The sequence below is a fragment of the Weizmannia sp. FSL W8-0401 genome (genome assembly GCF_038009125.1).
Classification (GTDB): Bacteria; Bacillota; Bacilli; order Bacillales; family Bacillaceae_C; genus Weizmannia; species Weizmannia coagulans.
Genome location: NZ_JBBPAG010000001.1, coordinates 2,716,430 through 2,731,082 on the forward strand (window position 1 = coordinate 2,716,430; position 14,653 = coordinate 2,731,082).

Consider the following 14,653-nt stretch of genomic DNA (forward strand, 5'->3'; position numbering starts at 1 on the left):
AAGCTAGATTATACACCGGCAAAAGCGGAGAGATGGGCAACCATCTCTCCACTTTTGCCTTTGATTAAAATGATCTTTCCATTCCCCGCTTTGTTGTTAAATCAATAATCCGCTGATTTCTGCTCCCGCGAAAGGATAAGGTTAAATCCCGCTCTGCCAATAGGAACGGACCATCAACGAGCACATCACAATATCGCAGCAATTCCCGTTTACAGGGATCATCGGAAGCGATTAATTGTTCAAATGTATAGCCTGAGTAAACCCAAATATTTTTCCCCAGTGCTTTTAATCGTTTTGCCACTTCGCACACTTCTTGCGCTTGAAAAAAGGGTTCACCGCCGGAAAAGGTTACATCTGTTAATGGATTGCCGGCCACTTCTGCAACGACATCTTCAACCTGCATCTCTGTCCCATTATGGATATTCCAACTCCTTGGGTTATGGCATCCCTTGCAAAAGTGCGGACAGCCTGCAAAAAAGATCACGGTTCGCAAACCTTCACCGTCAACAACCGAATCGTGGATGATATTCATGACCCTCATTGATGTTTCACCCTTTCGCTCTCTTCTGCACGTTTGGCCGAATTCCACCTTTTCATATCGCCAACCAGGTAACCGGTTATTCGTCTAATGCGCCCAATCCTACCTTCATCGGCATTATGGCAAACCGGGCACTCATTATCAATGATTCCCGAATAACCGCAGACGCCGCACTGGTCGACGGGATGATTGATGGCACCATAGCCAATATCATATTGCGCCATGGCTTTTACCAATCGATCCAAAGCACGGACATTTTTTGAAACATCCCCATCACACTCAATATAAGTGATGTGGCCGCCATTACATAATTTATGAAAAGAACCTTCAATTTTTATTTTATCAATCGCCTTGATTTGATAATAAACCGGAATATGGAATGAGTTCGTATAATAGGACCGGTCCGTCACCCCGGGAATTTTTCCAAACTCTTTTTGGTCATTTCGCGTAAACTTCCCTGATAACCCTTCTGCCGGCGTTGCAATTAAGGAAAAGTTTAAATCATAAGTCTCACTTGCTTTGTCCACTTTCTCCCGCATATGCTGAATGATACGATACCCTAATTGATAAGAATCATTAGACTCCCCATGATGTTTGCCTGTCAGTGCAACCAGTGCTTCAGCCAGTCCAATAAAACCAACACTTAATGTGCCATGTTTTAATACTTCTCCTACTTCATCATCCGGGTTTAAATTTTCGCTATCCTGCCAAATATTTTCCCCGTACAAAAAAGGAAAATGTTTCGCCTGCTTTTTTGCCTGGAAATGAAACCGTTCTAACAATTGTTGAATGGCAAGGTGAAGATAACGATCTAGTATGTTAAAAAATTCACATTCATTTTTAGCAATCAGCGCTATTTTTACAAGATTAATAGAAGTAAAGGACAAATTCCCGCGGCGGATACTATTTTCTTTTCCATGGCGGTTTGCCATCACACGGGTGCGGCAGCCCATATACGCAATTTCTGATTCCGGCGTGCCGTCATAATAGGGACGATTAAACGTGGAATCTATAAAGCTAAAGTTCGGAAATAAACGTTTTGCCGTCGTTTCAAGTGCTAATTGGTATAAGTCATAATTTGGTTCCCCGGGTTCAAAATTGATCCCTTTTTTCATTTTAAAAATTTGAATGGGAAAAATCGGTGTCTCCCCTTTCCCGAGCCCGGCTTTCGTTGCCAACAACATATTTTTTATGAGCAATCGCCCGGCTTTGGACGTATCGGTACCGTAATTAATAGATACAAACGGGACCTGCCCTCCCCCGCGGGAATGCATCGAATTGCAATTATGGATAAAAGCTTCACATGCCTGGTACGCATCCCGGTCGGTTTCTTCCCAGGCTAATGCCTCAAGCTCTTCGTCTGTATAGCTGGTGGCATAGGTTTTCAAACGTTTTCTATTTTTATGGAAGGTTTTCTCTATGTAAGGAGCAAGATCATAATCAAACATCGGAAAACTTTGCCCGCCATGCTGCATATTTTGATTGGCTTGGAAAATAATCGCTGCTAAAGCCATCGCGCTGCCAATGTCTTTCGGTTCACGCATATACCCATGTCCGGTATTAAATCCGCCCTTTAATACCCTGCCCAGCGGAATCTGGCAACATGTGGTCGTACCCGTTACCATAAAATCAAGGTCATGGGGGTAAATAAAATTGTCATCAATCGCCTTTACGACCTCTTTGCTAAGCAACATTTGCTTTGCATAACTTTTGCTGACTTCAGAAGAGATTTTTGACATTTGCCCCATTGGTGAAGAGCCATCCATATTTGCATTTTCTTGCATTAAATCATGATTACGGGAAAACACAATCTCATTTAAGGCATGCAGGGGAAAAACGCCACTGGTTTCTTGTTCATTTTTTGTCATCATTTTACTGGTTCTCCTTTCTAACGCACCGGTTTTGGGCATGAAAAAATAGGTGGCACATCATGCATTTTCAATGAAAAAAGGCTGCGGCGTAGCGGCTTAAAATTTCCGCAACATCCTTGCCCGACCAACCCGTTCAATCGCGGAATAAACGGCGGCCAAAACGGCAAAAATTCCGCCCTCCGAAACATCAAGTTATGGCAGGCCTGGCTTGTGCTTCTGGCCCTTCTGATGGGCAATACAGCCGAACAGTTTTGTAGGCAGCCCGGATTTAAACTGGATTCCCTTTCAGACAGATCTGCCACCCTCCCCCAAAACACCATATTTAGTATTGATTTCCTAGACAACTAACTACATATAGTATCCTACCATAGTGTGTTTTGGATTTCAATACGAAAGGGGGAGCGTCTCCGGAAAACGATTCGGGTCTTTCTTTTTCCCTTTTACGCTGGAAACCGGGAAACCGTAATGTTTTTCAACAAGACGATAGCCCCGTGGGGAATCATGTGTTGCCTTATGGAGGCAAATCGGTACCTGGGGAATCGCGTGATGCCTTTCCTTACTATCCTGGAAAATTGCACAGGCTGATTTTCATTCTTCTGCTGGTGCCGCGTTCACTGGGCATGAGAATCTACTTTGAAAAACACGGGCCTTCCCGAAAAACCCCGCAATGCCTTACATTTCCTCAAAAAAAAATGCCGCATTTCCCGGCGGCATCCCATTTTATCACGATTGCGTTTGCAGGCGTTCAGCTTCCTGGATACCTTGATTGATCTTGAGATAGATCTGGTCCGCTTTTGCGAAGTCCAGTGCCTCATCATAGTACATTTCCAGTTTATCGTTCAGCACTTTTGCCTCGTGCAACCAGGCGGTCCCTTCTTTCATTTTGTCTTTGTACCGCTTATGGGCAGCTTGAATTTCGTTTGCGTATTTTTCATCCGTACCCGGCGTCACCGCAGCCGCGTACATATCTATCACTTCGTCCCCATTTCGCTCAGGGAAATATTCGTGCGGATCGGTGCTGTCAAAAATGCAAAACCCGAGTTCCCTGACGATGACCATATCAAGGCTGTTTGGATCAAATCCGCAATGGTAAATCTCAGTCGTGAATCCTTTTTCTGACGCTTTGGCCGCAATTTTTTTCAGCATTGTGGATTTGCCGGTTCCGGACCGCCCCTTTATAAAATAGCGTTTCGATAGCCCCTCCGTCAGATTTGGGATAAAGTCAACTGCTCCGTTTGGTGTGGCTGCCCCGAGAAAACGGTGGTATACCGTTGCGCTCCCGCCCCCGGTTTTCTCGCCAAATAGCTTTTCAATCAGCTGCTGTGTCACCTGGCCTGCCTTTTCAAAATCCATTTCTTTTAAGTAAATGGCCTCCAAGTCATCATGATGGCGCAAACTTTCCGCAAACGATTTGTACGCAGATTGATAGGCTTCCTGTATACGGCGATTCAGCTGTAATACCTCTTTTTCATATTTGGCGTCCAATGCGTCCTCCAGGATCATAACCGATCCATTTGCTTTCGGTTCAATCGCATACGGCGCATTCCCATCCACCACTCCTGTTTTTAATCCTGGAATCATCAGGCCATCCAGCGAATCAGGGGCAGACGGGCAATGAATCAGTTCAAGATCATAACCTTTTTGCTTCCACGCTTCCGCCAGTTTTTCCATGATGTATGATTTCCCTGTCCTGCCATTTAAAATAAACACGCGATCCAAACCCTGCAAACTTGAATCCAAATAATGCGCAAACCCTTTCCCGGTATTGCCGCCTGCAAAATAATGCAACACTTTTCTAGCCATATCCCGCCACTCCTCTGTTTGGATAATTAACGGTTTTCCACATTAGCCTATGCGCCCCGCAAAAAGGTTGTGATTTCCTCTTGCAAAGAAAAGAGGCCGGCCCGGAATCAGCCCGGGCCGGCCTCTTCTTAAAAGGTTTATTTCTCCCCGCTCAATTTAACCAAAATTTTCGCCTGGGATTTGTCTTTTGTCAAAGCTTCGAAGCCTTTTTCAACGATTTCTTCCAATTGGATATGGCTGGTAACGACGTCTTGCGGTTTCAATTGGCCGGATGCAATCAGGTTAATCGTTTGTTGGAATGTTTTCTTCGTGTAAACAATCGATGCTGTAACGCTAACACCTGTATTCGTTAACTGCATCGGGTTCCATTCTATCGGGCGTGCAAAGATAGAAATGACATCGACAATCCCGCGTGCTTTCGTTGCATCAAGTGCTTGTTTGAAAGTCGGAGCAACGCCGGCCACTTCAAAGGATACATCTACGCCGCCCGGAACAAGATCACGGATGGTTTGGACGGCATCTTTTTCCCCGGAGTTAATAATGTCGGTCGCGCCTGCTTTTTTCGCCAGGTCCAGACGAGGTTGCGACAAATCCGCCACGACAATCCGGCTTGCACCTGCCGCACGTGCTGCAACAATGGTCAATAATCCGATCGGGCCTGCACCAAAAATCGCAACCGTATCGCCAAATCTTAAACCACTATCTTTCACAGCCTGTACAGCAACCGCGCTAGGCTCAACTAATGCAGCTTCCTCCAAAGACAAGGAATCCGGCACGCGGTAAATATTATTTTCTGGAATGTTGGCGTATGCCGCAAATCCGCCATTGCTATGTAATCCAATAAAAGCGTAGCCGTCATAACGATCGAATTCATCCGGTTTGATTCCGCGGGTAATCGTCGGGTTAATAACAACCCTGTCGCCTGCTTTATACTTGGTAACTTTTGATCCGACTTCTTCAATCACACCGGCAAATTCATGCCCCATCGTGAGCGGCGCTTTTTCACCGGTAAATTCATTTTCTTCGCCAACAGGAATAAATACCGGCCCTTCCTGGTATTCATGCAAGTCACTGCCGCAAATCCCGGCCCATGCTACTTTTACTTTCACTTCATTCTCTTTTAACGGGCGCAATTCAACATCTTCTACACGAATATCTTTTTCTCCGTGCCATACTGCTGCTTTCATTTCTTCCACTCACTTGCAAATTTTCCTTTGAATATCGTTTACCACAAATACATAGCAATATTATTATGAGCCTCTGCCAAAATAAAAATATACACTTGAGCGAGGCTCTGGAAAATTAATTATCCCGATTTTTTTGCCTTTTCATCCAGATTTTCAATTCAATAGAAGTAAAACGGTCATTTTCCTTCAAAAAAAGGGCATACGTATCCCGCCTTCACAAAATGGGTTTTTTTCACTACCCTTTGTGGAAAGGAAACGCTCATTTTACTTATTCACATATCCACCTGTGAATAACTTAATTTGCTCTTTGCAGCCGATTGCGTGTCCATCCACAATTGGCCTTTCCTGTCTGATGGTACGCCATATTTGCCATGATGTGCATAGATATCATGCATCGATCTACATGAGCTTCAACTGCCTGTTTCCCACGCTTGTGAACACGACGGAGACTGTATCCGTCTTTTAAAATGCCAAAGATTCTTTCGATGATCGTCCTGGCACTATATAACACTTCAAATGTGCGACCATGTTGAGGCAACTCGACATCTACTTGAGGCGTTTGATCAAAGTCCATCCTAAATACTCTTCCTTGTGCTGCCCCATTACAACATTCCGCGTGATTCGCTAGCGGGCAGGTGAGACCTTCTTGCTTGGCATTTGGATGAAATACAGGACAAGTGTAAATATATTGCCCCTTTTCCCGATCAGATCCTCTAAGTTCCATTTTATGTCCACTGATACAGATGGGAGTGCCGTACCGGTTGATTTTTTCAATCCCTCGGGCGGTAGTTGGTTTATCTTTACGGTTCCGTGGATTGATCGGTGCCACCAATTTCGCCTGTAATACATCCTTTGTCACTTTTTGATTTTCCGGCGTTTGGTAGATTCCATCTGCCAGGATAAAGCTCAACTGCTCAGCCATCTCGGGGTGCTCTGTCTTAAACGTTTCCAATGTCGGTTCTAATGTTTTCCCATCGGGTGTATTTCCTTTAAATACTTCCCGCGTCAAAGGCAAACCGGATCTCACCCCGCATACCATTGATAATTTATGCGCAATATAGGAGACTGCATTACTTTTACGCATTACCCCTACATTGTCGTCCGTAAGGACTCTGGGGCAATCGCAATTACCCTCACAAGAACACGTCTTCCTTGTTTTATTCAAGGTTGCTTCTGCCTCTATATGCGATGTATCCACGGCGGCTGCTTCCTCATTCGTTTCAACCACGCCTTCCCCTTTATTATATTCAACAACCAATAGCCGGGCTTTTTCCCAAAGACCATTTGTTGTCATGATTTGATCAAAACGAGCAAAGGAACGATAGCTCGGAATTTTCTCCGTAAATCCACACATGGTGGCAAATAGCGGGTTTGATTTCACTTGCAAATAGACACTCTCCACCATCACTTCAATATACTGTAAAGAGGCCAGTTCAAAAGCACGAAAAAAGGGCATGAAAGGATGCGGTTTTCTCCCAGTGGAAGGGAGATGAAATAATGAAGACGCAGACTTGTCTTCTTCCTCCGTTATTGGAAATAGTGCCGGTTGTATTTCATTAGAATGATCATGTGCTCTTTCATTTTTTAGGTGCAAATATAAAAGGGTGTAGTATTCTCGTTCAATCGGCTTAAAAATCTCCCAAGGGAAACACATGGCTGGAATGACAAATGGTATATCGGCATAGTCTTGCCAATTGTGGGGAATCAAATTTTGTTGTATTGAAAAGTCTCTGGTTTGTGTTAGAATAGAAATAGTCATGAAATCACTCCCTGGATATTTGCTCGTACTTATATCTTAGCAAAGGAGTGGCTTTCATGGCTCTTTTTTTTCAAAAAAAATCATCCTTTTCCGTTTTACAATATTTTCCACAGGAATGAGTAGCCTAATCTATTGAAACTCGCCCAAAGCCTCAAAAAGTGATAAAATTCTGGCACTTATAATAAGCAAATTTATCCTATTAAAATCAAAAACTCACAATTTCTTTTTATATTTGTCATAATGTTTCTACAAACGTCTTTTTTCTTTAGTGGAATAAATCAACGAACTTTAATTGTCTGAATGCTTACAGTTTCAGGGGATATAGCATTTTGGCAAGGGCTCTATATATAAATAGCAATTAATACGCTTACACCTCATGGATATCGCGTTAAAATAAGATAAAATTCCATAAAAAGCGGACTTTTATTTTAATCCAGTCAGACAAACATTCTTCCATAAAAATTTTAAAGAGTTGATAGAAAAAAATCCATTTCAGCTGTTTGATCTGTTCGAACTGGCATACCGGTTGCTACGCAGGTGAAAAGCGCAGCCTTTTTGCGGTCTGCGCTCGTTTGCGGCTTTGTATGGCGGTTTAGCTTGCACAATGGCTAACGTCCTGTACCGGAATTTTTAACGGCATCCATTGGTTTGCATCACCAGGGCGTCTATCCTGAAAATATACGCCGGCTGATTTTCGTTTTTCTGGTGGTGCCGTATTCACTGCGGCATGGGCATCTAATCACAGTTAACGGCTTGCTGCCGTTTCGTGAAAATATGATACGCCCTCTACTGTTTCGCTAGCACCAAAAGCCGCGCGATATTTTCGCATGTTCTCTCAATATTGGCAGCACCCGTTTGCAAAGCGTCTTCAAGCGCCATCGGGCGGGGCAGGATGCCAAAGATCGCATCAATGCCTTTTTCATATAAAACATCAATTTGTTCCCCGACATAACCGGCAACGGCAATTACGGGTTTCCCATGTTTTTTTGCTGCCCTGGCCACGCCATAAGGGGTCTTCCCGAACTGCGTCTGGAAATCGATGCTGCCTTCGCCGGTCAAAACGATATCAGCATCTTTTACTTTTTGCTCCAATCCGGTGTATTCCACGACAAGCTCGATGCCGCTTTTTAACACGGCATCCGTGAACACCATCAGACCGGCACCGAGGCCGCCTGCAGCCCCTGCCCCCGGGACCTCAGCAACATCTTTGCCAAGCTGTTCTTTGATGATGGCGGCATAATGCGAAAGGTTGGTATCCAAGAGCGCAACCATTTCTTTCGTCGCGCCTTTTTGCGGCCCGAATACATGAGAAGCGCCGTTTTCCCCGCATAAAGGATTGGTAACATCCGATGCGACAAAAATTTGCACCTCTTTCAAGCGCGGATCAAGGCCGGCCAAATCAATTGCCGCCAAATCCCCGAGTGCACCGCCGCCAAAAGGAAGCATCCCGCCCCTTTCATCTAAAAATTTTACACCGAGCGCCTGTGCCATCCCGGCGCCCCCGTCGTTTGTGGCACTGCCGCCAATGCCGATCAGAATCTGTTTTACTTTTTTGTCCAGACAGGCTTTAATCAGTTCTCCGGTACCATAGGTTGTGGTAACCAACGGATTTTTCGTTTCTTTTGTGACCAAATGGATGCCGCTTGCAGATGCCATTTCAATTACTGCCGTTTCCCCGTCTCCGAGAATCCCGTAACAGGCTGTGACCGGATGTCCGAGCGGCCCTGTGACGGTTTGCTGGTAAATCGTTCCGCCTGTTGCATCCACCAGCGATTGAACCGTTCCTTCCCCGCCGTCCGCCATTGGAACCTGAATGCAAACAGCATCCGGGATCGCTTTTTTAATCCCTGCTTCCATTGCGGCACATACCTCTTTTGCCGTCATGCTCTCTTTAAACGAATCCGGCGCTAATAAAAAGACTGGATTTTTCATCATTTCACCCCAGTGAACTACCCACCACTTATTGACCTTGCGGTCTAATTGAAGTGGGGGCTTCTCGACTTATCGTTGCTTTTACTAGCCAACGAAAACTGACCGAGCTAACCCTCTTGTTCCAAGAGTTTTGTTACTTATGATAACGCTAATAAGCGTATACCTTCATTTTTGATATTGATTGCTGAATTATAGTCGCGATCTGCCACATAACCGCACGAACAACGGTAGGTGCGTTCAGATAGTTTCACAGGTTTTTCTGCACCACAACAAGAACACTTCTTAGTGGAGGGAAACCACTTATCAATTTTCACAAGTTGTTTCCCTTGTTCTTTTAGCTTATACCTGAATCCGTGACGAAAATATAACAAACGCCGTTAATAGGTAGATTTCCCAAGAGTAAGGATATAGTGGTGTCCGACTATTCGATAAATGCACTTTTAGTGATTCAGTATGTAAAAATTCCCCTGTTTCATTCGTTTTTGTGCACGCCAAATAAATCTGCAAATTTCCATTTTTTTGCAAGTTTTCGTTTTTTTTATTTCTTTTTTCCTAGTAGTCTATTGATCGGGATGTTTAGTAAAAGGCTTGATACAAACGAGTAAAGACCGGTAACCATTTGTTGGTCTCCGCGACTTTTAATTTCCATTGCCGGCCACGGAAAACCAGCTTTGAGGCCAGTGTGATCATATTCTGGATGACGGTTCGGATTCTTCTTCTTGTTGTTTTCTTTTTCAATGGCGTATCTTGTTTTTTCAAGCTTTCTTGTCCAATCAAGCGAAGCAGGTTATACGCAAATACACCGAAATGGAGCACAAGGCCATTCGTTTCATATTTGCCTGACGGCAGCCGTTCGAGATCCAGTTCTGATTTAATTTCACTATGGAACTGTTCGCAAGTGCCATGGTTATGATAAAGAGAGATCACCACATGAGGCGGCACTTCAAGGTCCGTCCAGTAGGTTTCAAATTCATACTCGGGAATTAAAAAAATTTGTCCGTCTCTTGAGATGGTTCTTTCGGTCACTTTAAAAACTTTTCGGATGCTTCGCTCCTGGTCCTTAATTTGAATGGTTTCGGGGATGGATCCAAGGTAAACCTTCTTTCCTTCCCGTTCTTCACAACAGATCCCATATTTTCGGGCAATGTACAGCCAGTCCTCAGCTTTTTCCTTACGGGGATTGCGTTTGATAATAAAGCTTGCATGGTTTTCTAGGAGAATAATGAGATTATCCCGGCTGTCATTTCCGGAATCAAGCCTGAAAAGCAATGGCTGATCTGTTAGTTTCCGGGCAGATTGAATGGTTTCCTGGATGAAATTTGGTGTACCTTTTTGGCAGTGGACACTTCCCTTTCGCATCTCAACATGCAGGCAGTAACCTTCCTGTCCCATGTAAGCGAACATAGGGGCATAACCGTCACAGCCTTTATAGGTTCTTTCTACCCCTTCTTTTTTTGTCTTGGAGTTATCGAAAGGGGAGACATCCAGATCAACCGGGATATACGGTTTGTCTTTGGCGTAAACCGGGCTGATTTCCGCATTTGTATGGCGAATCAGATCCAGCGATTCTTCGTGCAAGATCGTTTTCCATTTTTCCACCAAGGCGGCCTGGTCCAATCGTTGCCTGAGAGTCGGGCTGGAAGGAACCCTCTGGATATCCAAAGCCAGTGCAAAAAAAGCATCATCACGGAAGGTTTCAATATTGTCATAATCACTTTTTCCCTGGCAAAGCAAGCCGATATAAGATTTAGCCACATCACCATTGGAACAAGCCGGATACCGGGAGATATCAGGGAGTTTATAGGCATTCAACCTGGAAACTAAATTCGTTTGATTTAGTAAATTTCCTACTATCGCTAAGCCAGCTTGGGCAACAATTCGTTCTTTTGTGGGTTCTATCACAAACTTTTTCATGAGATCACCTGAATGTGGAATGAATTTAATTTGTCTGATATACCAATTATACTAAATTTTATGCGATTTGTTTGCCTTTAAGCGGAAATTTCGTCACGGATTCAGGTTCTATTGAATTGAAAATCTGGATGTGAATTGAAAATCTGGATGAAAAGGCAAAAAAATCGGGATAATTAATTTTCCAGAGCCTTGCTCAAGGGTATATTTTTATTTTGGCAGAGGCTCTAAAATATAAATATAGAATGAAAGTGTAGTGGTTGGAACTTATTCAAAATATATTGACTTAGTTCTAAATACTTTTTATAATAAATTTAAAGAATTAGAACTAATTCGATAAAACTGAAGTTGGTTCCGTTAAGAAAAGAGGATTAGGGAGGAATATTTCATGCTTTTACGTAAAAAATGGTTCGGTTTGTTTGTTTTAATTTCCATTGCAATTTTACTTGGAAACAGGGGGACGTGTCCTGCGTACCTATAAAACTGGTTCTGTTACCTGCTAAAAATTAATATGGAGGGGATGGTTCCGATGTTAAAAAGGAGAAAGTGGACATTAAAAGAAACGTTCCTAAGTAAAACACGACTAGTTTTAATTTTGACGATAATTTTAACCGTTGTATTCAATAAGCTAGTTAATCAATTGTTGACAAGACATGTGCCTGTTGAGAACGGTTTATATAGCTATTATACTTACGAATACTCCCTTGGGATTTACGGTGTAGTGTTTGCAATTCCAGCCATATTTCTCAGTATTTTAATTGTACGTTTTTTCCTGAACCTTACAAACAAAAATCAATCCAAAACTTCACTTAGTAGAAATGATTTTATTTGGTATAGTCTGTATGGAAAAGTAATAGGACTTATTATATTTGTTTTACTAAGTAAAGTTGCTAATTTTTTCACATCCAAGATGGAAGTCACGAATTTATGGGAAGGATTCCAATGGTTTGGCTTGGTGGCCATCATTCCAGCTATCTTTGCTTTCTTTGTTGCAATGTTAACCAATAAGTACATGATTCGTTTGACTAGAACAAATAAAAGATTAGTTAATGAGATTGAGAGTGGGTTGTACGATACAAAACTCCGTAATGAAAAAACGAAAATTAGAGTGTTGAAGCGCCTGAAAAAGGGAAATGTTTCTACCATTCAAGGAGCTTTATGGCGAATTAGAATCATAGATTTCTTCATTTTTATCGGTATGACTTTACTAACTATCATAATGTTTATAGTAGAACTCTTTTCACCAAATAGTGCAGGAAGTTCAAGTTCTGTTGGTGACGGTATTCGAATGAACCGTCTACAGCAAAAACAAAAAACAGAATTAGAATTGAAAAGGCAAAAAGAAAAAACGGCCTATGCTGCTAAGGAATACGTTAAACAAATGAATTATAATTCCAATACAATTTTTGCGCAAAATAGAGCAGATGACCTTAAACGTGAATTGAAGAAACAGAAAGAGTTAGAAGAACAAATGAAGCGATTTTGAGAAAATCATTTTTGTCTAATCTTAAGTTTATTGATCTATAAAAATGAAAGATTTTTTATCAAGTTTTCTATCTGAATGGAAAAGGAAGTTTTTCCTACAATAATTAAAAGGTTAGGTGGTTTTCGTATGACAGCAGAAATCGTTCTTATGAATCCTAGAGGAGTTGCCTTAGCTGCCGATAGTGCAGTCGCTATTGGGAGAGAAAGAAAGGTATATCACTCAGCGAAAAAATTGTTTGAACTAGCTCCACATGTTCCAGTAGGGGTTATGATTTATGGTGTGGAGTCGTTATTCAATGTACCGTGGGAAACGTTGATTAAGATGTATGGCAACGAATTGAATAATCAGCGTTTTCCTACGTTAAAAGAGTATGTGCAAGGATTTATTCGCTTTCTAAATGATAATGAATATGAAGCGTTTATGTCTGATGTGAATGAAGTGAATTTTATCAATCGTACGGTGAATGAAGAAATTGAACGGTTATATGAAAAGTTATTGACAATTAGTAGGGAGTTATATGCTGGATATGGAGAACTACATCTTCAAGAGGAAATTCAGTTATTATATGTGGAACATGGTGGGAATTTTTTGAAAGAAAGTCTCCGTACTTTAGAGGAAAGTAAGTTTATTCCAGTTTTTGATGAAGAAGACTTTACTTTTTTACTAGAAAACTATGGGGGTGAGATTGAAAGATTAATAGAAGAAAAGTTTGAATCTCATTTGTTCGTTGGTGTGGATTTAAGTCAATATTTTGGACACCAATAAGTGAAATTTAATTTTGATCTCATGCCATATTTTTCATGACATCGCTGGTCGCTTGACATGGAGCCTCTGCGGGCGTGGTGTTATGCGAAGGGCGAAAGGGGCAATGATTTCTTTCGCATGGCAAACAAGCCTGCCACACCCGCCACTCCATGTAAAGCGGATGCTTGTAAAATTGTGAAGAGCACTACGCTGCCCCTTTGATACTGTCTTCTGTCTCTTGTGGCGTCATATAGCCCAAGCAGCTATGAATCCGTTTCCGATTGTACCAGCCTTCTATAAATTCGAATAAGGCTCTTCTGGCAGCTTGAAAGTTCAAATAGTTGACTCTGTAGATCTCTTCCTTTTTCAGAATTGCATGGAAAGACTCAATGCAGGCGTTATCGTATGGGCAACCTTTTTTACTGAAGGAGTGTTTGAACTGCTTCTTTTCCATGTATTCTGCAAATTTCTCGCTTGTATACTGGGATCCCAAATCAGAATGCAAGATCAATCCCGGACCTGGACGTTGTGCCTGATAAGCGTTTTCTACTGCCTTTAAAGCCAGTTCAGTCGTCATGTGGCGGTCAAAAGCGTAACCGACAATCTTTCTGGAATGTAAATCCATTACGGAAGCCAGGTAGCACCAACCGTCTCTCAAAGTATGAATGTACGTAATATCCGTAACCCATTTCTCGTTGATGGTTGTCGTTGAGAAGTCCTGGTTCAGCAGGTTATCGTGTTCTTCCATCTTGCCCTTATTGGAATGGGGACGGTACTTTTTTCTGATAATGGAATAAATGCCTGCAGCCTTCATCAAACGCTGAACCCGTTTCAGGCTGACTTTGAGCCCTTCTTTTTCAAGCATATGGCGGATCTTCGGCGCTCCGTACCTCTGCTTGCTTTCCGTATGGATTTTTCGTATTCTGTCTGTCAACTCCCGGTTTTCCCGTTTTGTTTTTGACTCTTTTTTTTGTTTGGATTGATAGTAGGTACTTCTCGGCACGCCAAGGACCGTACACATGGTTTTAAGGTCATAATGGTGTTTGGCTCTTATCTCGTCAATCATGGATATAACAGTGGTTTGATCTACTTCTTTGCGAATATGGCCATAGCTTTTTTTAAGATTTCGTTTTCCTCTTTCAGCCGGTGCAATTCTTTTTGCAGGTTCAGAAATTCTTCCGGGGTAAAAGAGCTCCCGTCATCCAGCTTAACCGGTTTTTGTTTTCTGATCCATTTGTAGATTGTCGTTTCAGACAGGCCATATTCGCTGCAGATCTGTTTTACTGGTGTTCCAGTTTGATAAAGCTCAACCACCATTTCTTTAAATTCAGCATGATAACTTTTACGTTTTTCGCTTGTGTTACCCATATCAGGACACATCCCTTCGTTAATATTATATTTCACTAAAGGGTGTCCATGAAA

The 14,653-nt window shown here is 42.4% G+C and carries 11 protein-coding genes; 2 read left to right on the plus strand and 9 right to left on the minus strand.

Annotated features, from left to right (window positions below; genetic code table 11):
- Positions 1 to 64 precede the first annotated feature (64 nt).
- From nrdG to NSU00_RS13325, 8 genes are all read right to left on the minus strand, one after another.
- Complete coding sequence (gene nrdG, locus NSU00_RS13290) at positions 65 to 541, minus strand: anaerobic ribonucleoside-triphosphate reductase activating protein (RefSeq protein WP_328004743.1); 477 nt, start codon at positions 539 to 541, stop codon at positions 65 to 67.
- On the minus strand, positions 538 to 2,409 hold the full coding sequence (locus NSU00_RS13295; RefSeq protein WP_237348560.1) for an anaerobic ribonucleoside triphosphate reductase: 1,872 nt from the start codon (positions 2,407 to 2,409) through the stop codon (positions 538 to 540). The genes nrdG and NSU00_RS13295 overlap by 4 nt, the downstream gene beginning before the upstream one ends.
- Positions 2,410 to 3,132: 723 nt before the next feature.
- Positions 3,133 to 4,212 carry a PRK06851 family protein gene (locus NSU00_RS13300; protein WP_340702986.1) on the minus strand — a complete coding sequence of 360 codons (1,080 nt, stop codon included), beginning with the start codon at positions 4,210 to 4,212 and terminating at the stop codon, positions 3,133 to 3,135.
- 137 nt (positions 4,213 to 4,349) lie between these two features.
- Positions 4,350 to 5,399: a 2,3-butanediol dehydrogenase gene (locus NSU00_RS13305; protein ID WP_013860504.1), complete on the minus strand. Its 1,050-nt coding sequence runs from the start codon at positions 5,397 to 5,399 to the stop codon at positions 4,350 to 4,352.
- A 295-nt stretch (positions 5,400 to 5,694) separates the two neighbouring features.
- Positions 5,695 to 7,158, minus strand: coding sequence for a transposase (locus tag NSU00_RS13310; protein ID WP_326242223.1), 1,464 nt, complete (start codon positions 7,156 to 7,158; stop codon positions 5,695 to 5,697).
- Positions 7,159 to 7,944: 786 nt separating this feature from the next.
- A complete protein-coding gene (locus tag NSU00_RS13315) occupies positions 7,945 to 9,090 on the minus strand; it encodes a glycerate kinase family protein (RefSeq protein ID WP_258922244.1) in 1,146 nt (381 codons plus the stop codon).
- 137 nt (positions 9,091 to 9,227) lie between these two features.
- Positions 9,228 to 9,461, minus strand: coding sequence for a zinc ribbon domain-containing protein (locus NSU00_RS13320; protein WP_437177876.1), 234 nt, complete (start codon positions 9,459 to 9,461; stop codon positions 9,228 to 9,230).
- A 205-nt stretch (positions 9,462 to 9,666) separates the two neighbouring features.
- Positions 9,667 to 11,004, minus strand: a complete 1,338-nt coding sequence (locus NSU00_RS13325) for an IS1380 family transposase (protein ID WP_081355869.1) — start codon at positions 11,002 to 11,004, stop codon at positions 9,667 to 9,669.
- A 526-nt stretch (positions 11,005 to 11,530) separates the two neighbouring features.
- Here NSU00_RS13325 and NSU00_RS13330 point away from each other — a divergent pair.
- Positions 11,531 to 12,487: a hypothetical protein gene (locus NSU00_RS13330; protein WP_340703799.1), complete on the plus strand. Its 957-nt coding sequence runs from the start codon at positions 11,531 to 11,533 to the stop codon at positions 12,485 to 12,487.
- Positions 12,488 to 12,613: 126 nt separating this feature from the next.
- Positions 12,614 to 13,252: a hypothetical protein gene (locus tag NSU00_RS13335; RefSeq protein ID WP_340703800.1), complete on the plus strand. Its 639-nt coding sequence runs from the start codon at positions 12,614 to 12,616 to the stop codon at positions 13,250 to 13,252.
- Positions 13,253 to 13,436: 184 nt separating this feature from the next.
- Here the strand turns inward: NSU00_RS13335 and NSU00_RS13340 are convergent.
- A protein-coding gene (locus NSU00_RS13340) for an IS3 family transposase (RefSeq protein WP_371862244.1) occupies positions 13,437 to 14,599 on the minus strand; the annotation gives its coding sequence in 2 pieces (ribosomal slippage) (positions 13,437 to 14,356 and positions 14,356 to 14,599; 1,164 coding nt in all).
- Positions 14,600 to 14,653: the final 54 nt, after the last annotated feature.

Bases quoted from the DNA above. Each gene is read 5' to 3' on its own strand.
- nrdG (WP_328004743.1), bottom strand. From the start codon at position 541: ATGAGGGTCATGAATATCATCCACGATTCGGTTGTTGACGGTGAAGGT.
- NSU00_RS13295 (WP_237348560.1), bottom strand. From the start codon at position 2,409: ATGATGACAAAAAATGAACAAGAAACCAGTGGCGTTTTTCCCCTGCAT.
- NSU00_RS13300 (WP_340702986.1), bottom strand. From the start codon at position 4,212: ATGGCTAGAAAAGTGTTGCATTATTTTGCAGGCGGCAATACCGGGAAA.
- NSU00_RS13305 (WP_013860504.1), bottom strand. From the start codon at position 5,399: ATGAAAGCAGCAGTATGGCACGGAGAAAAAGATATTCGTGTAGAAGAT.
- NSU00_RS13310 (WP_326242223.1), bottom strand. From the start codon at position 7,158: ATGACTATTTCTATTCTAACACAAACCAGAGACTTTTCAATACAACAA.
- NSU00_RS13315 (WP_258922244.1), bottom strand. From the start codon at position 9,090: ATGAAAAATCCAGTCTTTTTATTAGCGCCGGATTCGTTTAAAGAGAGC.
- NSU00_RS13325 (WP_081355869.1), bottom strand. From the start codon at position 11,004: ATGAAAAAGTTTGTGATAGAACCCACAAAAGAACGAATTGTTGCCCAA.
- NSU00_RS13330 (WP_340703799.1), top strand. From the start codon at position 11,531: ATGTTAAAAAGGAGAAAGTGGACATTAAAAGAAACGTTCCTAAGTAAA.
- NSU00_RS13335 (WP_340703800.1), top strand. From the start codon at position 12,614: ATGACAGCAGAAATCGTTCTTATGAATCCTAGAGGAGTTGCCTTAGCT.